The organism is Flavobacterium sp. T12S277, assembly GCF_048514875.1.
Taxonomy (GTDB): Bacteria; Bacteroidota; Bacteroidia; order Flavobacteriales; family Flavobacteriaceae; genus Flavobacterium.
In genome coordinates this window covers 180,618-201,223 of record NZ_JBLYEG010000005.1, presented here as the reverse complement: position 1 = coordinate 201,223, position 20,606 = coordinate 180,618, and the positions used below count along the sequence as shown (strand labels likewise).

Here is a 20,606-nt window from a genome sequence, read left to right as displayed (position 1 = left end):
ATCGCCCACATATATCGCTATACTTTAAAACGGAAAGTGTAGATACAGATTAGGGGCAGGCCGCCATTCTCGTACGAACAATGAGATTGAAAAGTGTGTTTTAAATGTCAAAATACTTACAATCAAACATTTAACATTTTTGTTTTGATACTGAGGGTACAATAAAGTACTAAAAAAGTCTGTCCTTTTAAAAAACTAAGCATACAACGAATTTTGAATTATGGTTAAGACGATTTTTTTGAGACAAGTTTTGGAAGAGATTAAAAAGACAGACTCAGTTGGACGAGCGGTTCCTTTTGAAATTGAATTCAGGACTTACAACAAAAACAATAAAATGGGTGGTGTTTTAAAAAAATACTCCGGAGCAAAATTACTGATTGGTGTAAAAATGAAAGGAAAACCATTTGTAGACATAAATCATTTTTACAGAACTGTGCGAACACGTAAGAATCCAAATCACTTTAAAAACAGAACACGAAATATAGAACTGCCATCAGGCCAAATCAAGAAATTAAACTTTTTGTACATCACAAAATTTAACGGACTTCAGGTCATTTATTAATTATGAAGCATTTTAAAAATTTACATGTCGGTCAAGCTTCGGTCGCTTTAACAGGATTAGGAAGTTCAAAAACTCCACCAACAATTAAAGTAGTTATCGATCCAACAAATGAAGAGGCTACGGGTGAACTAGTCCAATGGGGTTCTAATAATTTATATCCACAAGATTTTTACGATAAGAAGTTTTTAAAAAATGGTGCAGCGGTTGGCGGAATAAATACACTTTCTTCCACCACGTACGGAAATGGTTTTGGACTTTATAAAAAAGTAAAAGTCGGGACGGAGATTGTGCTTCAGGAACAACTGCTAGAAGAGTACCCAGATATAGAATTATTTGTTGAAGAAAATAATCTCGACAAATATTGGGCAGCAAAGATTAAAGACTTGTCACTTTTTGAAATTGCATTTACTGAATGGCTGATATCGGCAAACGGGGAAACATTAACACGGGTTAACAGATTAAAAGCAGCGCATTGCAGGTTTCAAAAAATGGAACCGTCAGGCAGAATTCCAAACGTATTTATCAATACAGATTGGTCAAACGCAAAAAAAGACTATACCGTTACAATTCCTTATTTCGATAAGGATAAAATGACTGCAACTGAAATTAAGGAAGAATGCAAAAAGAGAAAAATATTTCAATTCATCACTACGTCTTCTTATGCTTTTGTAACTGAAAATTATTATCCAAAAGCAGGTTGGCACGCGGTTGATCGTAATGGTTGGATGGAAGTAGCTAACTCGGTTCCTGAATTCAAACAAGCCTTTTTTGAAAATCAAATCCACATGAAATACATCGTGTACGTATCTGATTTTTATTTTGAAAGCTTCTATAAAGATGAGTGGGACGATTTTGACGCGGATAAGCGTCAGAAATTACGAGAAGATTTAGCTGTTGCGATTGATGAACATTTAGCCGGTAATAAAGCAGGTGGCCGTTCTTTAGTCTCTCCAATATTTGAAGAGAATGGAAAATATGTAAAAGGCATCGAGGTCAATGCAATCGATGACAAATTAAAAGAAGGTGCTTACTTGCCGGATGCCTCCGCAGCAAACTCTGAAACTTTATTTGCAATTGGTGTCAATCCGGCGATCATTGGTGCCGGCACTCCGGGTGCCTCTAACTTGGGCGGTTCAGGTTCAAATATTCGCGAAGCCTATACAGTTTTATCCGCCACATTGGTTCCTAAGAGAATTCATGTCTCAGATGACTGGCAGTTCTTGAGATCATTCAACGGATGGGAAAGAAATTTGATTGGTCAGTTCTCGAGTGTTAATCTGACAACCTTAGATAAGAACCCGAACGGGCAGGAAAATGTAATACATAAATAAGTCATGGCAAAATTAATAAACAACATAGCAGATTTAAAACGACACATTGTATTGTCTGCAACTTTTGACTTTTTAAAAGTTCTTCCTTACGCGAAAAGAGTTGAACGTAATTTAATTCTTGACCTGATTGGTCAGGAACAATACGATTCAATTGTTGTCCACACCTATGATCCGGATAGCACGGAACCCATTAACCAGGTTAAAGAATTATTGGAAGAAGCCGTGTCGTACAATGCAATGTTTTTGGCAATGCCTACACTAAATGTTTTAATTACAAATTCAGGATCAAAATCAACAGAGAATAAGGAATCTACTACTGCAGATTGGAAAGATAAAAGAGACCTAAATAGATCGCTTATTAAAACTTACAACGAAGCTTTGGACTACGCTTTCCAGATTATGGAAGACAATGTTGCCGACTTTTCAGAATGGGCAAATTCAAAATACTACACTGTCTTTAAAGATTTCATTGTTAAACAAACAACTGAGTTTAATGATCATTTCTCGATCAAAAAAAACCGCCAAACATTCCTGGCATTAAAACCCTACATGCGTGAAATAGAAGATCAGTACTTAAGAGGGATGTTGGGTAATTGCACACTCAATTTTATAAAGACCAAATCAACTGATCCAATTATTTTAAGAGCTCAGGAGGAAGCTCGCAAAGCTGTTGTTGCTTTCACTGTAGCAAAGGCGGCACTCTCCGGAACATTTGAATTCACAGACAGTTCTTTTACAGTTTCTTCAGATCAGTTACCATGGGAGAAGCAACAGGTGCTGGCAAAACAAGATCGTATGGATTTAAAATGTGATCGAGAGAATGCAGGTGAAGAATACCTTAAATCTCTAAAGAAAATAATTGTAGATAACCCACTAGTATTCAATTGCTATGAAGACAAAACAGAAAAAGGCATTGTAGATAAAATTATTCGAAAAAAGTCAGGATTATTTATTTAATCGTGTCCTTTTAAAAATTTACTAAGACCAATATTTTTGATTCAAATAAAAAACAATGAAAGTAGAAAGAGTACCGACAGCCAATGGCATTCATGATATCAAACTCATAGGAGAAAATGAGTTAGAACGTCAATTCATTAAGCAACTAGCCGAGGCGGGTACACTTTCCTGTACGAATCGTCAGGTTGCGGATACAATTGTATTTAGAGCTATTTCAGTAATACCTGAGATAAGTGACTACACTTCAAGTAAAAATTCCATTGGAAAATACAATTTCATTTTGCGTCAAAATGAAAATCATTCCTTTGATCTTGACTTTAAAACTAACAAAAATCCTATTGATTTAAACCAGTACCCGACTATAAAGCTGCAAATTAAAAGACAAAAATCGTCTTCAGCAATTGTTGAGTTGTCATTGGGTAGCGGATTAATTATTTCGGGGTCAAATTCTAATGTTTTAACAGTTGTTTTTACGGCGGAGCAAACAAAACAATTAGCATGTGATACATATTACTATGATATCTTAATGAGTAAACCAACTCAAAACCTATACTATATAGAAGGTACAGTAACTGTTAAAAAATCAGCAACAAGATGAGTGAAATTAATGTTGAGATTGCGCAAAAAATTCCATCGACTGTCATTGTAACTGTGGATGAAAACTCAGCACAGAGAGCGGAAGATGCCGCAGATCGTGCTGAAAATGCTGCGAATGGTAAACTAGATCGAGGAGGATATTTGGGTAATGGCCAGATGTTAAAAAATGAAATAGATGAGAATAAGGGGCAACTAAATTTAAAACTAAACATTTCGGATTACAATGTTTATTTTCGAGGAAAGTTCACGTCGGTGGCTAATCTTCAATCTTCAATTCCGATAGGTAAGGATGGTGATTATGCAATTGTTGATCCTGGTTCTGGAGCTAATGCACAAGAGTATATTTGGGATTTTGAAGAGGGATGGATTTTAAGTAGTTCGGTCGGTCCGGCGACAACCGATGCGCTACCTGAAGGTAGCGTGAATTTTTATTTTAAAGTAGCTCGCGTTTTGGCAACGACTTTATCAGGCTTGTCAGTTATGGTTGGCGGTTCGATAGTTTCTACTGACTCTGTTCTAGCTGCATTTGGAAAAATTCAAAAACAAATAAATGATGTAATTAACTCTGTAAATGATATTTTTCAACCGAATACTTTAATATCGGCACTTCCGGCTACAAGATTGAGTAATACCTTTACTTTTCCTGCTGAAGGTTATACGGCTTTAATAAGTAAAACTGTTAGAATAAATCCATTGGCATTTGTAACTACAATTGCGGCAGCTGCAACTGATTACAAAAGAGTTGATCTTATTTACTTCAAATCGGATAATACGCTTGCAAAAATTGTTGGTACAGAAAGCTTAACAGTTGCGCCGCGTCCGGATATTCCTGCTGATTCGGTTGCTGTTTCATTTATTAATGTTTTTGGAAATGTTATTAGTGATCCAACTCCCGTTACTCGAGAAATTTCTATTCAAGATACTTTTGGAAATGAAAGGTTCACTATATCAAATTTTATACGATTTAGAGGTGTATCATACTTTCCAAATGAAAAATTAATTGAAATAGATTCTCTAAATTCAAATACTGTTTATGTATCTACGGCAGGAAATGACATTACAGGTGAGGTTGAGAATAGTAAGAAGCCTTTTCTGACCTTAGATAAGGCAATTGCGGCTATAAAAATAAGGCAAGTAAATGGTGTAAACTGGAAAATTGAGTTTTTGACATCAGGTGTTTATGAAGTTAATGATTTTGGCACATTTGCGTGGTGGGTTGAAACTGAGCTTAATGTTGAAATTGTATTTAAATATGCAAGGTCTCGATTTGTAAATTATTGTGTATTTAAGGGTAACAATTTAAACTTGACGCTATTTCCAAGTTTAGTCGAGAATGCTTTTGCAATCATAGTTTCAGATAGTACCTGTACTATAGACTGGGATTTTAATAAGCTTGAGAATAAGGGGGTCACTGCTGGACAACCGCAAGTTAATCGCGGTATTTATTTTGCATCTTGCTTTATTAAAAATTTATCGATTAAAACAATCTCAATTACTGGTGCTCAGAATGGAAGTTCGCCTTTATTGTGTTTGAACAGTCCGGTAAACGATTATAATATTAATGTATACAACTACAATGTTGGTAGTTTCGGATCCAATAGTGGTAGTTTATTTGATTTACAATTCACTACGGTTTTAAATTCATCAATTTCAATTTTTAAAACTACTTCTTTAAGCAATATAAATATTTTTGCGGGCTATAGTGAGTATGTTTTAACTAAAATTGGAAGTATAGATTGTACTGGGTTTGTATCCATAGTTGCAGGCCGAATTGAGTTTTTAAATGGAAATGTTAAAAACTTGACATTAGATGGAGTGAAATATCTCACTGGCAAAGCTACTATTACTTATGATGTAAATCATCCTTCAATTCAGGATAAAATAAGATTAGCAGGAACAAATAGGAGTACTGGCTTTTTTCATGTTTTTAAAGACTTAGATCTGACATTTGTTAAAGGAGCTGCAGATCAGTCAAGTTCATTGCCTCTGATTGGGATGCAAAATGCTGCTTTAGAGTGTAATAATGTAAGTATAAAATTACTTAATGGTGGTTACAATTGGAATCCAAACGTATTTCTTACTATAATAAAGGCTGCTACACTTGGAACTGCTTTACTATTTAAAGGTGATTGTTTTTTCGATTGTGGAACCGGATCATTAATACAATATACTGATGTTTTTGGAAATGCTGCTGACAGCGTTGACTTGTCCACAGTTACTGAAGCAAAAAACAGGGGAACAATCAGATTAGGTTCTGGCCAAAAAATATCAACTCGATATGATTTTGAGATTACAGATGAAAAGAAAGACTCTATTGATTATCCTAATAACAAAATGTCAAATACGGTTCGTACAGAAACTAAAAATCTACTCGTAAATAAAGCCTTAAATCCTCTTGATAGTTTTGTTGTGGAAAGTGTATTGACATTAACCGCCGGACAGTTTATTACAATTCCGGCAGAAGGTACAACTGTCGGCGGTAATGGTGTAAAGGTTTCTAAAATTAAGAAAAATGTTGCAGGGGAAGCTATTTTTAAAAGCGTTTCCGGTGGTTGCGGTGATCTTTTCTTAAAAGACATTACAATTGATTCGGGAGCGGGTTTTGTATTTGATATAAAAGACATTGATGGTACTCATGCTATTGAATTCAATGATGTTAATTTCGAAAATTGTTCGTCATTGGGTGTTTGGGATGGATTTAGACAATTCACCGGAACTACATTAGGAGGTTATGGTTGCCTTGATGGAATAACATTTAAAGGATCATGGAGCGGTTTTAAATTAACTAATAGCAATATTATGGGATTTGGAGCATCTGGAACACTATTTAAAGCTGGCTTATCTCTAGTTTTTAGTAACAGATTTTATATTGATCTAAATCTTCAAATAGCAACTGGATCAATAATATGCGATTTTGCTGAAAGTAATTTTGTAAATAATGAATCATTGCAGGTAATAAACTGTTACAACAAAGTAGCAGGCCTAATTGATGACACAACTACTGGAGTGACATTTCCAAACATAACACCATATTCCCAAAAAGCTTATTTCTCCGGAAACAAAGGGATCAAGAACAGTAACATTGTTCCTTATGGTATTAATGCGGGCAAGTTATTATCATACGCAGATGATACGGCAGCAGCTGCCGGGGGAGTCGTTGCAATTGGCGACACTTACATTGAATCAACTAAAGGATATTTTAAAAAAAGACTTTCATAAACCCCAAATTCCTTTTATATAATGATTTTAAAATACATACCTGACGGTTCATTGCTTATAGGATTGTTTATTCTTTTTGTTTTAGACTTTGTTTTTGGTGTTAGTAAAGCAACACTAACTAAGCAGATCAGAACTTCAGAGGGTTTCCGTAAAACATTTACAAAATTCATTCAGTATGGAGGATCAATTATAATTGGAATGGTTCTGCTAAACATTAGAAGTGTAAGTGATAGTAAGTTCGGAAATCAATACTCTAATTTTTTTGGCGATTCAATGATTTGTATAATGATCTATATAGAGGTCGTTTCTATTTTAGAAAATATGGAGGTAATCGGAAACAATAATGATTTTGTGAAATACTTTATTCGGCCAATCCGTAGATTAATCACTTTCCAAATTAAAAATCTATTCTCGGACACAGGGAATATAATAACTAAGTAAATATAAATATGATGGACGTAGTAACAAAAGAAAGGATATCAAAATTGCATCCTAGTGTTAGAGCCGAGATGACTAACATAGTCGATGAATGCAACAAAGTTCTAACTGGTCGTGCTCAGGTTAGAATAACACAAGGTTTGAGAACATTTGCGGAACAGGACGATCTGTATGCCTCTGGCAGAACAAAACCCGGGAAGAAAGTAACTAATGCCAAAGGCGGACAGTCGATTCACAATTATGGCTTTGCGGTTGACATTTGTCTTATTATCGATGGCAAAACGGCTTCCTGGGATACCGCAAAAGACTGGGACAATGACCAAATTTCGGATTGGCAGGAATGTGTGAAAATTTTCGCCAAATACAACTGGAACTGGGGCGGAGATTGGAAAACTTTTAAAGACCTTCCGCATTTTGATAAAAAAGGCTTTTCTGATTGGAAAGTGCTTTCAACAAAAAAACGAGATAAAAATAACTACATAATTATCTAATATGAAAAACATTATCATTTTTTGGATCACCATCTGTGCCATGGTTTACATCATAAACTCCTGTGGTTCTCGAAAAGCAGAATCGCAAAAATCGCAAAAATCGGAAAAAGTGGATTTCTCCGGATTTTTTAGGAATTCCGGGAATTCCCAAGAATTCATAAATCAAGATTTGAATTTGAATAAATGGTATAATTCAAATACTGATGATCTAAGTGAGTTTGAAACGGACGAAATGACCGTAGAACCAAGCGATCTAACTAAACCGGCAGCTTATACTGATCCAACCGGGAAGAAACATATTTTGGATAATACGAAGCTGACTAACAAAAAAAGAAAGCAGAAAAACAAAATAAGTTCCGGGAATTCCGGGAATTCCGAATTAATCCTAAAAACGGATCACCAAAAGAGAGCCGAGCAAAAAGCCGAATTACAAACCAGTTTAAAAGCAGCTGCAGAAATAGCAGCTACTAAAAAAAACACTGATCGTCAGCAATGGAGCTTATGGAACTTGCTATGGTTGTTAATACCGGTTAGTTTGTATTTGAGTTGGAAGTATTATAAAAAAGTAAATCCAGTATTATGAGTTTGAAAGAAGAATTATTGGTTTTAAAGGAAAAAAGAGCGCGCCAATTTTTAGAAATTCAAATGCTCTCTTCAGTTAATGATACTGTGTACACAAGACTGGGTAAAACCTGTGCTGAAATTATGTTCAAAGAAAGAGAAATTTTGCAGGAAACTAAAAACGATTTCGATGAGAATTGATTTTAAAATACCTGAAAAATGGAACGATATGACCGAGTGGCAGTTTAATGCTATCGGTCGTTATCTTTTTAATTCAAGGAATGATAAAGTAGATACCTATATATTTAAAGTTGCAGTTATGGCGGTTTTGCTGATCCCAAAATTTAATATTAAAAATATAATTAAGGCCTTTATTTTCTTTACTTACATTCCTTCTGTGGACTTTGAAAAATATACCGCTTTTGTTTTTGACGAAAAGGATTTATTTACCAGGTTCCCGAAAAAAATTAAAATTGGTCGATGGCCATTTCGAAAGGTAGTTTTCGGACCAGGGGCACGAATGTCAAATTCAACAATCGAGGAGCTCTCGTATGCAGATACGTTTTATTACAAATGGGCTACCGAAAAAAACACAGACGACTTACATCGATTAACAGCTATTTTATATCGTCAAAAATCAAAAGTGAATAATCCGGAGGATGTAAGAATGCCTTTTTCAAGTTTGATGTTGGAGAAAAATTCATACATCACTGATAAAATTCCATTGCACATTAAGTTTATGATTGCACATGTATATTCGGGATGTAGGCAAAATTTTATTAACCGGAATCCAAATGTCTTTCCAAAACACAAAGAAACAGAGGAATCTGAAAGTAGGCCAAAAAATACTAAACCATATCAACCGTTTTCAAAAATCATTGATGCCTTTGCCATGGATGAAGTTCAGGTTTTTGGAACGCATCAACAGGTTGAAAAGGTTTACGCAGGTAAATTTTTATCATTGTATGATATAAGCATTGTAAAACAGCGCGAGCGAGAAGCTCTAAAAAGATAAAAAAATGGAAAGACCTTTATCATATAAAAAAGTAGATGAATACTTCGAGGAACTTGCAACCAAGAATATAGACATTAAAGATTACTGTGGGACTTCGGTTTTTGCATTAGGTGAAAAATTGGATTCTTCACAGGATATTCAGAGCCCGATCTTAGTTTTCTTTAATTACGAAGGAAAATTATCTGGAAATCAACAACGAACTTTTAATAGTAGATCTTTATCATTTTCGATCTTATTTATCGGGATCAAATCAGATGATGTCCCCTCGCAGCTCGCGGCTAAAAATGATGCTGAAATTATTGGATTAGAAGTTTTGTCCAGGATAAATGTTCAAAGCAAAATGGAGAATATCGGATGGTTGTACAATAATTTTGATAAGGATTCTGTGATTTATTCAGAAGTTGATACTGATTTAGAGGGAGTCCATGGAATGGAGTTCTTTTTTAACTTGAAAACAATTGAGCCTCTTATAGTTAATCCGGATAAGTGGTCTGATGGTAATATTTTTTGTACACAATAAACTTGGGGTTCAATAATTGCATTACTTAGTGTCTAAAAATTTTGACCAATTAACCCGTACGATTATGATTAAAAAATTAGAGAACGTTATCAATCCTGTGTTACAGAGTCCACTAACACTAAAGGAACAAAGATTAATTTTGAACGAAATGTTTGCACTAGCAATGTCCAACATTCCTGAAAATGAGACAGATAATTTTACAGCAAAAAAAATTACACCCGTTTTTTTAGCATTGAGTGAATTGCTTGAAAATGCCTCGGCACTTGATTAAACACATGTACAACAACAACAACCCCAAATAACAACCTGCATTCGTGTAGGTTTTTTTATATATTTACTATTCAAAAATTACGCTATGAAAAAAATTACGTTATTGCTATTTCTTTTTATTACATATTCGAATGCTCAGGAAACTGAAATTAAAATAACTCCAGAAGGAATTAGTTCAGCCGTTATTCCTACAGAAGGAAAAACAGCTGTTCAGAGTTATGAGCTTGCAAAAGATATGATATTAAAAATGTTTGATACCCCAAAAAATGTGATTAAAGTTGATGAACAGGGTAAAATACTGCGTTTTGAAGGAGTTAAAAAATTTAAAGGAAGTATAAGTACCGAAGGATTGTATAATTATACATGCGAATTAGAATTTAAGGATGGCCGCTATAAAATTTCTTTCTATGATGTTTACCTGGATAAAGGAATCAAAAGAACTTTTGTAGACTTATTTAATAAGGATGGCGATTTGCGTAAAATGACCTTTTACAAAACTTTACACTCTAATTTTACAATTATGCTGAATGAAGTCAATGACATGTTCAAAAACAAAATTGTAGTAGGCAATAAGGAAGACAAATGGTAGTATCAAATTACTAAATTTATTAAGCTTGCATTTTGCAGGCTTTTTTTGTGTCAATATTGTGTCAAAATAGTGTCAATAAAAGTTTTATATTTGCACCGACCAATCATTCTAAAATACGAGGAGTGCTCCATATTAATTCAATTAATACTGGGGTTCTCAGGATTCGGGTAGCTGGAAAAAAAACAGTCCGATTTTCACTCCTCGCGGAATGATTGGTCAAGCCGTAAAGGGAACTCCTTTATATTAATTTTAAATGTATTAGTATGAGTATATTTATGTTAGATTACAAGGAAGAGGTTAAAAAGCTGATTTCAGAAAACTATGAGCCGGCCGATTTATCAAGTAAGGAATTTAAGTACAGTACACTAAAACTTGTTAGGAATCTAAAAGTAATTTTACCACATAATGCTGTTGATGAATACTTAGTTTTTGAAGCACTTCTAGAATTAGGTTTTGAACCAAAGGAAGAAAAACCATTACTATTTTACTGGTATTTCAAGCGTAAATAAATTTTAACCACTCACTCGAGTGGTTTTTTTATGTCCTTTTTATCCTTCCTTAAAACTTGGAATTTGCATCAAAATTCAAGTAAATGGAACCAATTATCAATTTTGAAGTTGAAGAGAAAAAAGCAGGTAATATAGCTCGATCTGCACTAAAAACATCCTATCTTAATCAAGTTCGCACAACATTTAAGAGGCACTTGGGCAATCTAGAAAAATCTAATTTTAGTGCGCGTTATAGAGAAGGCCGCCTTGATCGTTTGGTTTTAGTTACTCCCGGTTATTCTTTTAAAAGTCATTTTGGATCATCCAAGACCGGAGCTCAAAAAGAGTCAAACCGAAAGTCCTCCAATGTAAAATCCTTTTCTCGTCATACGAATGGTAAAACAATTCAAATTTCAGCTCACTTAAGAAAAGGAGGAACCGTAAAAGCCTTTAACAAAAACAGAGACTACACGGCCACTGATCATATTTCAAAAGCACTTCGAGCGACTAACGCCTTAGAAAACTTAGCAACTGCCTTGGGTAACAATAGAATAGTTGTAGTAACATCTCAAATAGATTTCTAAGATGGCAGGAGAAAACATTAATAGACGGCTGAACATTTATATTAATGATCGAGAGGTTGTTAATTCTATGCGTGGCATTACTTCCGAAATGGGTAGGGTTAGAAATGAAATGCGAAACTTAAATCGCAATGCGGCTGATTACAATGAAAGAATGGCTCATTTAAGAAATACCTATGCCCGTTTAACCGAAGAGCAAGCTCGTTTTCGAAGAGACCTAAATCAGGTTCCTTCTGTTTTAGGAAGGATTAGAACCGCATTAGGACCAGTTGCATCTGGCATGTTGGCCGCTTTCTCAGTTAGTTCTTTAATCTCGACTTTCACTGCTAAAATGAGGGAAGGTTGGACAACCATCGTTGAATTTGACCAAAAGCAAGCAACGTTAGCCGCAACAATGCAAAAAACTAGAACGCAAATTGCGGGTTTAACGCTTGATGCTATAAAAGTTGGGGCAGGATCTGCTTATTCTGCAAGTGAGGTGTCTGACTTACAACTAGAATTGGCGAAGTTGGGTAAAACGGCTCCGGAGATCAAGGCAATGACCAAAGATGTTTTAAATGCTGCCACATCACTGGAAACAGAATTAGGAAATGCGGCTGTTTTGGTTGGAGGTCAATTGAATTCCTATGGCGAAAGTGCTGATAAAGCTGGTAAATATTCAGATATAATGGCTAATTCTGTCAACATATCAGCTACAAGTTATGAATATTTAAATACGGCTCTCCCGAAAACTTCAGCTGTAGCTGCCTTAAATAATGTAACTTTTGAAAAATTGAATGCAACTATGGGAGTTTTGGCTGATCAAAATATACAAGCTGAAACTTCCGGTACAGGATTTAGAAACATTTTATTAGAATCTTCAAAAGCCGGCAAACCTTACCAGGTATTACTTGACAAAATTAAAGTTTCAAATGATCAGGCCAAAACCGCTACCGAACTTTTCGGTAAAGAAAACGCTACTGTTGCTGTAATTCTAGCGAACTCAACGCAAAAAATTAATGACCAAACCAAAGCATTGGAAAATTCGGCAGGTTCGGCGGAAAAATTAGCAAAAGAAAAAATGAACTCTTTAAAAGGAGCTATTGAAGGCTTTTCAGGAGCTTGGGAGGGCTTCTTATTGAGTCTTGAACAGGGAGATGGCCTTCTCGCAAGAACTGTAAAAGGAGTAATTGAACTTGGCACAGCGTTTTTGAATCTTATCACCCCAATGAAAAATGTTTCCGATGAACTCGCGGATGAACAGCTTGGTTTAAACATGTTAGTTTCCAAAATAACATCTACAAATGTTAAAAATGAGGAACGTAAACAATTGCTTGTTGAACTAAAAAATGAATACCCCGATTTTGTAAAATTCATTGATATTGAGACTGTTTCTAATGGGGAGTTAAATGATTCGTTAAACAAAGTTAACGAACAATACATTAAAAGAATTGCTTTGCAAAAACAAGTTGAAAAAGTAGAATCTGAACAAAATGATACCGGTGTTACTCTTGCTAGAAAATTAGCAGCACAAGAGAAATTATTCAAACGTCTTAATTCGATTAAGGCGGATAAGAACTTAACCAGTAGAATTGACTATGGAGATTTAGCAAAATCCGCAAAATCAGTTATTGAAGAGCTTACTAAAAGGGGAAGTTTTCAGGGTTTGTTTAGTGATGTCGCTGGAATTAAAGCTGATATGCGAGTTATAGAAGCCTTTGATTTTGCTTTAAAATCTCAGAATTCATCTTTAAAAGAACAAACGGACATTCTTGAACGCCAAAAGAAACTTTTAGGTATTAATACTGAGGCAGAAAATGCAAAAGCAAAAGCAATTGCTGCTGAAGCTGAAGCAATGAAGAAACTGCGAGAGGAGGCAAAATTATTAGGAATGAAAGATGCCATGACCGCTTCGAATGAGCAAGTAAAAATATGGTTAAATGCTTATAAGGAACGCTTAAAGTATTCTCAAAGCGAATCAGAAGAAGACCGAAAAAAGCGAGAAAAAGCGCTTGCAGATGCGAAAAAGCACACAGAAGATTTACATAAAGAGGAAGAGGAATTACAAAAAAAATTAATTGCATCGCGTAGAAATGCTGAGGATATAAAGAATCAATCCATCATAGATGAATACAATCGTGAGCGTGCTATTTTAAACGACGAATATGATCGCAAAATTGAAGATGCTAAAGAGAATGTAAGAAGAGAGGACTACGAGATTAACAAATTGCGCAAGGCAATTTCTAATCCCAAAACAACGAAGGAAGATGTTACATCCTTCAAGAAACAACTTTCTGACCGATTAGAAATTCAAAAATTAAATAACAACCAACTCATTGACATTGAGAAGATACGTGATTTAAAACTACTCGCTCTCAGGGAAAAATTCGTTAAAAAAGATTTTGATGAGCAGGAGAAAGAGAACGAAAGATCTCTACAGACATTGCAAGCCAAACATAACGCTGAGTTATCTCAAATTAGATCGCTAGAAACAGCAAAACAAATTCTTAAAAGATACCTTAATGCCGATGAGTTAAGCAAAATTACCACTCTTGAGAATGCCAAAAAGGAAATCAAGAAGAAGTACCTGACTGAAGAAATTAAGCTTCAGGAGGATGCTTTGGTTGGTTTAATGACTCGGATTCAAAACGTATTTGACGAAGAAAAAGTACAAGGAATAGAACTTCTTTCCCCTCAAGAAAGGGAAGATTTTTTACTATTCTTAGATCAATATGCTGCCAAACTAAACGAACTTGGAGTCAAAAAAACGGAAAATGAAGAGCCTGAAAAGAAGCCAACAGGATTAGATTTACTTGGTTACACTCAAGAACAATGGCAAATCATCTTTAACAATTTTGATACATTAGAAACTAAGATAGAAGGAATAGGCATGGGATTCGTAGCTGTTTCGAACGCTTATGGTATGTACTCGAATCTAATGGCAGCCGGTGAGAAAAGAAGTCTTCAGAAATTTGAGGCTGATAATCGTAAAAAACAAAGTTTTCTAAATACTCAACTTGAAAAAGGTTTTATAACTCAGGAAGTCTATAACGCAAAAAAAGCTAAACTTGACAATGACTTAGCTAAGAAAAAGGCTGAAATAGAATACAAGCAGGCAAAGCGTGAAAAAATGATGAATATTGTCAGTATTATTGGAAATACTGCTGTTGGAGTTTCTAAAGCTTTGGCACAAGGTGGTATTGCCGGTATAGTTATTGGGGCACTAGTCGCAGCGTTTGGAGCTGTTCAATTGGCCACGGCAATTAAACAACCTCTTCCGGACAAAAACGGCTACTATCAAGGAGGTTACACCGGTGATGGAAACCCCAAGACAGAATCAAATGCTTTAGGAAACAAAGATTATACATACCACAATGGGGAGTATGTTATACCTAACAAAGTGTTGTTCTCAAATGATCCCGTTATGCCCAACATAATGAGCTACCTCGAACAAAAAAGAGCGGGAAAACAGGCCAGTTTTCAAAGTGATTCAGGTCGTGAAATTGTGAATCATTCTACCTCAAATTCTAATTCAGGTAGTTCAGAATTTGTTTTAGAGATTCTTAAAGTTTTAGAAAGAAACACAGATGTTCTTGAAAAGATTCAAGCCGATGGCATAATAGCTTTTTTGGTAAATGATTTCCAGAATGCAAAGAAAATCAGAGATAAAATTAAAGAATTAACGAAATTAGAAAATAGCGCAAAACCTTAAAAACATGGCATACTCTTACCTTACAGTTGAATTTATTGAGATACCTATTGAGAATGAATATCTTGGAATTGATGAATCAATTTCAGGATTGGGGTTAAATGAAATTTTTAAAAACAACCGTGTTGCAGCGATGCAAACAATAATACCTCCGTTCATTATAGGCAATAAATACGAAATGACCGTTGAAGAGGGAATTAGCATTGACAACATCGGGGTTACATATACACCTATTGGCGGAAGCGTCAAAAGGGTTCCATTAAGTAATTTTCCGATAATGGACCTTCCAAGCGGGGGCTATAGAATTGAGGTACTTTCTGAGTACCCTGTTATAATTTATGACATTGAAACGGGTAATGATATCGCATGGCCTTATGGCTATTTTGAACTAGTAGGAACGGGGAAAGTATACAGTGGGTACATATCTGACAACTATAAGACTGCGTTAGATGCCGATTATAACTTGAATAATTTATTTACTATTCAAAGCATTACTGGTGAACCTGATTCTGGCTTAGGTACTGTCATAATAACTGCGAATTTTTCCAATGCGTTTTTTTCTGTCCCGGAAACCTTTCCATTCGCAACTATCACAATCCATAATGAGGCTCAAACTCCGATTCGTGACGTTAATCCAGATCATTTAGTTTTCAATGTTAATATTGAAATTCCAAATGCGCCCTTCCAAAACTTACAAATAATTTCAAGTGCAGAATCGTGGGAAATTTCAAATACATTACCATCCTGGCTACAAATTTCAAGCTTGTCCGGCACCGGGTCTATGACATTAGAGGTCAAGCCAAAGGACTATTCAGTACTAAATGTAGGTCAATATTCTTATGCAATTAATGTAAAAATAGGAACCTATCTTTTTGAGGTTCCGGTTACTCTTAACGTTGCAGCAAACATTAGAAATCCTTTTAAGAAAGGAAGACTTTATTTTACAAGGGAAAATATTTACTTAGGATACAATAGTGAAATTGTGAACACGTACCTTCATTTAGAATTTAAAATAGACGTTTTTGATATAAATACCAATGTAAAAGTAACTTATTTACGAAGTTATGATTTGCCCCTTTTTAAAGGTAAAGGCGAGTTCTACGTTGGAGATATAGTCGATAGCCTTTTAAATGACATCAGTAAGCTCTCCGATTTTGTTCCTGATTTTAAAACTAATTACGTTAAAAAGCAATTTAAACCTGCTGAAGTTTCTATTTCTTTTAATGAGCGGAATTATTCTAATCATTCGGACGTTTTAAGTGGTAGCATTGAAATGTTTAAGATGATTAAAGGTTATCGTCCATTTATGACAACCGGAGATTTAGCGTTGTTGACAGTAGCACAACAAGAGATTACAAGGATTACCCCAAAATCAGTTATTTCGACCTCTTTTGTTTACATAGGAAAACCGCGAATTATGGTTAAGATTAACAATGTTGTTGTTGAAGATTTTGAGGTAGACCAAACTGTCGATGAAATTATTTATTCATATTATAGATTCAATAATAATGTCAAACCCGGTGACAGTGTTGAAATAATCATAATAAAAGGCTTAGAAACAAGAACACAAAGATTTTTAGTTTTTAAGAATGGCCTTGAAAGCAGTTTTCTGTTTTTTGAAAACACAAATGGTTTAATTGAACCATACGAATTTTCAGGACGTAGGCGAGTAAATTCAGGAGTAAAACATACTACAACCAAAAAGATAAAAAATAGAGCATCCTATGAAAAGAAGATATTTACAGAAAACAGTCAAGGGTTGACTATTAATACCGGTCAATTATTAAAAACGGATCACAGGGTTGTTGTGTCTATCATAAGAAGCGAAAATGTATGGTGCTCATTTGATGGCGTAGAAGGAAATTACATTTCCATTGATTCAACAACTACAAAATTAATAAATCAAGATACAAGTAATTCAGAAGAGGATTTCGATATAGAGTTTAATATTTTAGAAGACACAGATGCTAGTATTTATCCACAGTAAATTTAAAATAGACTTAACATACTTACAAGTCACATTTAACGATGAAAATCAATGGTTTAAAGATGATTTTTCAACAGAAATAACATTCCCATTTGAGTTCTATCTTGATTCTGAATTGTCGAAAAATAGTGGTTTTGAAGATCATTATAATACAATTAATAACATTAGAGTATTTGATGGGAAATTAGATAAGGATGGTGTCTTGGTTGATGCCGTTCTGAAGTTCGAAAGTGTAACTGGAAAGAAGATAAGTGCAACTATTAATGCAGGAAATTCTAATTTTCCATCATTTGACAAAAAACTATCCGAATTACCTCTTGAAAAAAAAATCATTGGGAGTTTAGCTGAAGAGGCGGTTTCTACAATTGTTAAAGGTTATCCGGAAAGCAATTACAACTTTCCGATGGTTCATACCGATAAGTATAATTCAGAGGCAGACTTCAATGGTTTTGAAAAAACAATTAATAAGTTTGTTGGTGGTTCATTTGTGGAGAATGTCTTGGATGCAGAGTTAAATGTTGATTTAATCAAAAATATAATGCAGCCTTTACCTTATCAAATGCATGTTCTTAAAGTTGGAATTGAAGCAGCAGGCTATACATTGGAGGGGGATATTTTAAATGATAGTGATTTCAAGGAATCATTACTTTTTAGAGATGGATCCTATTTCACAGTTAACACCAAAACAGAAATACAAATAGTTTACAATAACAATCAATATGATAGTCTTCCATTTGTAAATAATACGTTTCAGTACGTGACTTTTAGCAAAGAAGTGACCGTTGAAAAAAAGGGAGATTATCTACTTTTTGGGTCGATTTATAGTTTAGTGTATTCTGCTAGAAAAAATCCCGCATGGAGTCATGATAGATACAGGTGCTCAAGCCTGGATCTGAAAATAGAAAAAATTTCGTCGGGTATTTCCACAATGATTTTTGATGTAAACTTTGACAGAGAAGATGGCGGTACAAGTAATTTATGGGCAGAGGTAAGAGACGATGCTTTGGATGTAGAAGTCTCTTTTAATGCCGGGGATATAATAAAAATTACTAAAACGGAACCCAAAAGGGATCAAGTTCCCTCAGTTACACCTGAATATCCTGAGGCAATTTCGTTTAGTTTAACACCTTTGAGGTATAGAAATCCTGACGGGTCTCCAATAATGTCTGTTTTACCGTTAAAAGAAATTGATTTAACCCGGGTCGTGCCTGATATTAGTTTTAGAGACTTTGTGATTTCAATTAAGAATTGGGGCAATTATGGGTTTATCCCAGATGGAAAAGTGATTAGAATGGATTTGATAGGTACTCAACTGGACAGAAGTAAGGCAGTTGATCTTTCTAGTTTTGATATTCCGGAGCCTAAAAGAACTTTTCATGATGAACGAACGTATGAATTAGCTTTTACAGACGGAAGTTCCAATGAAAAGTATAAATTCGACTCTGTTTTAATTACAAAAGATTCTAACATAATCAATAATTATGTAGTCAAAGATGGTGTGAGCTCAATTAAAATTGATGCTTTACCTCTGCCTATAATTACAAGAAACGCTATAAAAACAGCATACAATTTTCAAGACGAACCGTCTAAAGTAAGGGTGGTCCATATGAAAAAAACCGCTATTGGAGGTAGTCCGGTTTGCTACGAGAACTTAAATGTTTTACTTCCATTTGTTGCAAGTACAAAATTTAAAAACTGGATAAATTTTAGAATTAACTCAATTGGTTGGGAATGGGATTTCTTAATTTCTGTTGAAAAATTTAATGAAATTACATTACAAACATTGATTTATGCATATAGCAATTACCATGTGTTTTCAGAGGTACAAAAAGAGAGAGTGAGTAAATATTGGTGGCGAATAAGTGCGAAAACCGAGAGTTTAGTATAAAAAAAACCGCTTGTGAAGCGGTTTTTTTTATTTTCCGAATGAAATGTTTGCATTCTGTATTACATTATCAAAGCCGTTTCTTCTTGGCGCATACATTTCAGTGATTTTAATGTCGTAATGTCTCGCTTGATCTCTTACTTTGATTGCCGGTACACCACTAATTAATAAATCTGTAATTCCCGTATCTTTTAGACCATAAAACTGATAAACACCGTCTAGTTCTAATTTATCTCTCAATGAATCCCACGCTGAACTAATTTTTCTAATTCCCATTTTTTTTATACCTGGCTTAAACTGATCAGAGGAAAAAACGTACTGATCGGCAGGACTATTGCCAATGTGATTCTTTAAGGCATCAAAGAATTGCAAAGGAATTGTAATTGTTTCGTCTTTCTTATTTTTAGAAATCTCCTTTGGAAGAAAAATTGTGCTATCATTAAGATTGATGTTCCAGACTTTCAACTTCCCCAATTCAGAATTTCGTATAAAGCAAAAATAGGTCGTCATACATAAAGTGTGAAATGCATTTTCATAGGTAATTAATTCCTCATATATAACTTGTTTGATCTGCTCTGGAAAAACTTGTCTCCTTTTTTCAAGAAGTTTCATGTTTTTCAGGCCGATAGTTGGATTGTCATTAAGAACACCTTTGTCAATGAGAAAAGAAGAAAACAACCTTAAAAATCCCAAATGATTATTTCTAGTTCTTGGCGAAGAATCTCTTTCGATATATATCCAATCTAAGTAATTTACACAGAATCTCTTGTTTATTTCTAAAGCAAATACAATTTTTATTTTTTTCTCAGCAATGTACTGTTGCAACAAATTTAAATTTGAATTATAAGTACGAAGAGTATCCGGCCTGCTTACATCATCTTTAACTTGTTTTTTAATCATCGTCAAAAAATCATCTACTGCACTCTGAAAAGTTTTGTATTTAGTGCCTGCTTGTTCAATAAATGGCGACCATCCATTATGCAATTTAATATTGATTTATGATACAATCAACTTTGCATGTTTAAGTCTGGCCGTATTAGATGCCATTGTTGGAACGCGCAGTCGCATTCTTTCTAACTTGCCTGTTAACGGATTTTTTGCATAATACACAATGATCCATTCTTTATTTAGCTTGAGTTCAGCTGGCTTATAATCGACAAATATAACTTTAGATGTATACTTTAAAGATCGTTCAGAATTTTGCATTTTTTTTTATTTTAAAAGAAATAATTCCTTTAAAACAAGATTGACACATATTTGACACAAAGTTTTTATCAAATCTTTGAAAACCCCAGTAGTTTTGGGGTTTTTCAAAGCTTAAGCAGAGAGGAAGGGATTCGAACCCTCGATACAGTTACCCATATACTAGCTTTCCAGGCTAGCTCCTTCAACCACTCGGACACCTCTCTAAATTGGTCTGCAAAGAA

20 protein-coding genes and 1 tRNA gene are annotated in these 20,606 nt (G+C 34.5%); 18 read left to right on the top strand and 3 right to left on the bottom strand.

Features of this window, described 5'->3' with window-relative positions; translation table 11 throughout:
* The first annotated feature begins 220 nt into the window (after positions 1-220).
* The 18 genes from ACN1CN_RS10040 to ACN1CN_RS09955 all read left to right on the top strand — a co-directional run bounded on the left by ACN1CN_RS10040 (position 221) and on the right by ACN1CN_RS09955 (position 19,182).
* Positions 221-562, top strand: a complete 342-nt coding sequence (locus tag ACN1CN_RS10040; RefSeq protein ID WP_419135538.1) for a hypothetical protein — start codon at positions 221-223, stop codon at positions 560-562.
* A 2-nt stretch (positions 563-564) separates the two neighbouring features.
* A complete protein-coding gene (locus tag ACN1CN_RS10035) occupies positions 565-1,893 on the top strand; it encodes a hypothetical protein (RefSeq protein ID WP_419135537.1) in 1,329 nt (442 codons plus the stop codon).
* Between the two features lie 3 nt (positions 1,894-1,896).
* Positions 1,897-2,850, top strand: a complete 954-nt coding sequence (locus tag ACN1CN_RS10030) for a DUF6712 family protein (RefSeq protein WP_419135536.1) — start codon at positions 1,897-1,899, stop codon at positions 2,848-2,850.
* Positions 2,851-2,905: 55 nt separating this feature from the next.
* Entirely contained in the window at positions 2,906-3,448 is a 543-nt protein-coding gene (locus tag ACN1CN_RS10025; protein WP_419135535.1) for a hypothetical protein, read from the top strand.
* Positions 3,445-6,666: a hypothetical protein gene (locus ACN1CN_RS10020; protein ID WP_419135534.1), complete on the top strand. Its 3,222-nt coding sequence runs from the start codon at positions 3,445-3,447 to the stop codon at positions 6,664-6,666. Before ACN1CN_RS10025 ends, ACN1CN_RS10020 begins: the two co-directional genes overlap by 4 nt.
* A gap of 21 nt (positions 6,667-6,687) precedes the next feature.
* Positions 6,688-7,107 carry a phage holin family protein gene (locus tag ACN1CN_RS10015; RefSeq protein WP_419135533.1) on the top strand — a complete coding sequence of 140 codons (420 nt, stop codon included), beginning with the start codon at positions 6,688-6,690 and terminating at the stop codon, positions 7,105-7,107.
* Positions 7,108-7,118: 11 nt separating this feature from the next.
* Positions 7,119-7,595: a M15 family metallopeptidase gene (locus tag ACN1CN_RS10010; RefSeq protein ID WP_419135642.1), complete on the top strand. Its 477-nt coding sequence runs from the start codon at positions 7,119-7,121 to the stop codon at positions 7,593-7,595.
* A 1-nt stretch (position 7,596) separates the two neighbouring features.
* Positions 7,597-8,178 (top strand): hypothetical protein, encoded by a 582-nt coding sequence (locus ACN1CN_RS10005; protein ID WP_419135532.1) that lies wholly within the window; start codon positions 7,597-7,599, stop codon positions 8,176-8,178.
* Positions 8,175-8,357 (top strand): hypothetical protein, encoded by a 183-nt coding sequence (locus ACN1CN_RS10000; RefSeq protein ID WP_419135531.1) that lies wholly within the window; start codon positions 8,175-8,177, stop codon positions 8,355-8,357. Before ACN1CN_RS10005 ends, ACN1CN_RS10000 begins: the two co-directional genes overlap by 4 nt.
* The gene (locus tag ACN1CN_RS09995) at positions 8,347-9,171 is read left to right on the top strand and encodes a hypothetical protein (protein ID WP_419135530.1); all 825 of its coding nucleotides are present in this window, start codon (positions 8,347-8,349) and stop codon (positions 9,169-9,171) included. The genes ACN1CN_RS10000 and ACN1CN_RS09995 overlap by 11 nt, the downstream gene beginning before the upstream one ends.
* Before the next feature lie 4 nt (positions 9,172-9,175).
* Entirely contained in the window at positions 9,176-9,691 is a 516-nt protein-coding gene (locus ACN1CN_RS09990) for a hypothetical protein (protein WP_419135528.1), read from the top strand.
* 64 nt (positions 9,692-9,755) lie between these two features.
* Positions 9,756-9,962, top strand: coding sequence for a hypothetical protein (locus tag ACN1CN_RS09985; RefSeq protein ID WP_419135527.1), 207 nt, complete (start codon positions 9,756-9,758; stop codon positions 9,960-9,962).
* An 84-nt stretch (positions 9,963-10,046) separates the two neighbouring features.
* Positions 10,047-10,550: a hypothetical protein gene (locus ACN1CN_RS09980; RefSeq protein ID WP_419135525.1), complete on the top strand. Its 504-nt coding sequence runs from the start codon at positions 10,047-10,049 to the stop codon at positions 10,548-10,550.
* Positions 10,551-10,813: 263 nt separating this feature from the next.
* Positions 10,814-11,059: a hypothetical protein gene (locus tag ACN1CN_RS09975; RefSeq protein ID WP_419135524.1), complete on the top strand. Its 246-nt coding sequence runs from the start codon at positions 10,814-10,816 to the stop codon at positions 11,057-11,059.
* 83 nt (positions 11,060-11,142) lie between these two features.
* Complete coding sequence (locus ACN1CN_RS09970) at positions 11,143-11,622, top strand: hypothetical protein (protein ID WP_419135523.1); 480 nt, start codon at positions 11,143-11,145, stop codon at positions 11,620-11,622.
* Between the two features lies 1 nt (position 11,623).
* Positions 11,624-15,310, top strand: a complete 3,687-nt coding sequence (locus tag ACN1CN_RS09965) for a phage tail tape measure protein (protein WP_419135522.1) — start codon at positions 11,624-11,626, stop codon at positions 15,308-15,310.
* 4 nt (positions 15,311-15,314) lie between these two features.
* Positions 15,315-17,294, top strand: coding sequence for a hypothetical protein (locus ACN1CN_RS09960; RefSeq protein ID WP_419135521.1), 1,980 nt, complete (start codon positions 15,315-15,317; stop codon positions 17,292-17,294).
* Complete coding sequence (locus tag ACN1CN_RS09955) at positions 17,272-19,182, top strand: hypothetical protein (RefSeq protein WP_419135520.1); 1,911 nt, start codon at positions 17,272-17,274, stop codon at positions 19,180-19,182. The genes ACN1CN_RS09960 and ACN1CN_RS09955 overlap by 23 nt, the downstream gene beginning before the upstream one ends.
* Before the next feature lie 27 nt (positions 19,183-19,209).
* On the opposite strand, the gene ACN1CN_RS09950 is transcribed toward ACN1CN_RS09955, so the two are convergent.
* The 3 genes from ACN1CN_RS09950 to ACN1CN_RS09940 all read right to left on the bottom strand — a co-directional run bounded on the left by ACN1CN_RS09950 (position 19,210) and on the right by ACN1CN_RS09940 (position 20,588).
* Positions 19,210-20,163, bottom strand: coding sequence for a tyrosine-type recombinase/integrase (locus ACN1CN_RS09950; RefSeq protein WP_419135518.1), 954 nt, complete (start codon positions 20,161-20,163; stop codon positions 19,210-19,212).
* Between the two features lie 12 nt (positions 20,164-20,175).
* Entirely contained in the window at positions 20,176-20,385 is a 210-nt protein-coding gene (locus tag ACN1CN_RS09945) for a hypothetical protein (RefSeq protein WP_419135517.1), read from the bottom strand.
* Positions 20,386-20,501: 116 nt separating this feature from the next.
* Positions 20,502-20,588: transfer RNA gene (locus ACN1CN_RS09940), tRNA-Ser, on the bottom strand.
* Between the last annotated feature and the right edge of the window lie 18 nt (positions 20,589-20,606).

What these genes read in the sequence shown, in the direction of transcription:
- ACN1CN_RS10040 (WP_419135538.1), top strand. Translation starts at nt 221, where the DNA reads ATGGTTAAGACGATTTTTTTGAGACAAGTTTTGGAAGAGATTAAAAAG.
- ACN1CN_RS10035 (WP_419135537.1), top strand. Translation starts at nt 565, where the DNA reads ATGAAGCATTTTAAAAATTTACATGTCGGTCAAGCTTCGGTCGCTTTA.
- ACN1CN_RS10030 (WP_419135536.1), top strand. Translation starts at nt 1,897, where the DNA reads ATGGCAAAATTAATAAACAACATAGCAGATTTAAAACGACACATTGTA.
- ACN1CN_RS10025 (WP_419135535.1), top strand. Translation starts at nt 2,906, where the DNA reads ATGAAAGTAGAAAGAGTACCGACAGCCAATGGCATTCATGATATCAAA.
- ACN1CN_RS10020 (WP_419135534.1), top strand. Translation starts at nt 3,445, where the DNA reads ATGAGTGAAATTAATGTTGAGATTGCGCAAAAAATTCCATCGACTGTC.
- ACN1CN_RS10015 (WP_419135533.1), top strand. Translation starts at nt 6,688, where the DNA reads ATGATTTTAAAATACATACCTGACGGTTCATTGCTTATAGGATTGTTT.
- ACN1CN_RS10010 (WP_419135642.1), top strand. Translation starts at nt 7,119, where the DNA reads ATGGACGTAGTAACAAAAGAAAGGATATCAAAATTGCATCCTAGTGTT.
- ACN1CN_RS10005 (WP_419135532.1), top strand. Translation starts at nt 7,597, where the DNA reads ATGAAAAACATTATCATTTTTTGGATCACCATCTGTGCCATGGTTTAC.
- ACN1CN_RS10000 (WP_419135531.1), top strand. Translation starts at nt 8,175, where the DNA reads ATGAGTTTGAAAGAAGAATTATTGGTTTTAAAGGAAAAAAGAGCGCGC.
- ACN1CN_RS09995 (WP_419135530.1), top strand. Translation starts at nt 8,347, where the DNA reads ATGAGAATTGATTTTAAAATACCTGAAAAATGGAACGATATGACCGAG.
- ACN1CN_RS09990 (WP_419135528.1), top strand. Translation starts at nt 9,176, where the DNA reads ATGGAAAGACCTTTATCATATAAAAAAGTAGATGAATACTTCGAGGAA.
- ACN1CN_RS09985 (WP_419135527.1), top strand. Translation starts at nt 9,756, where the DNA reads ATGATTAAAAAATTAGAGAACGTTATCAATCCTGTGTTACAGAGTCCA.
- ACN1CN_RS09980 (WP_419135525.1), top strand. Translation starts at nt 10,047, where the DNA reads ATGAAAAAAATTACGTTATTGCTATTTCTTTTTATTACATATTCGAAT.
- ACN1CN_RS09975 (WP_419135524.1), top strand. Translation starts at nt 10,814, where the DNA reads ATGAGTATATTTATGTTAGATTACAAGGAAGAGGTTAAAAAGCTGATT.
- ACN1CN_RS09970 (WP_419135523.1), top strand. Translation starts at nt 11,143, where the DNA reads ATGGAACCAATTATCAATTTTGAAGTTGAAGAGAAAAAAGCAGGTAAT.
- ACN1CN_RS09965 (WP_419135522.1), top strand. Translation starts at nt 11,624, where the DNA reads ATGGCAGGAGAAAACATTAATAGACGGCTGAACATTTATATTAATGAT.
- ACN1CN_RS09960 (WP_419135521.1), top strand. Translation starts at nt 15,315, where the DNA reads ATGGCATACTCTTACCTTACAGTTGAATTTATTGAGATACCTATTGAG.
- ACN1CN_RS09955 (WP_419135520.1), top strand. Translation starts at nt 17,272, where the DNA reads ATGCTAGTATTTATCCACAGTAAATTTAAAATAGACTTAACATACTTA.
- ACN1CN_RS09945 (WP_419135517.1), bottom strand. Translation starts at nt 20,385, where the DNA reads ATGCAAAATTCTGAACGATCTTTAAAGTATACATCTAAAGTTATATTT.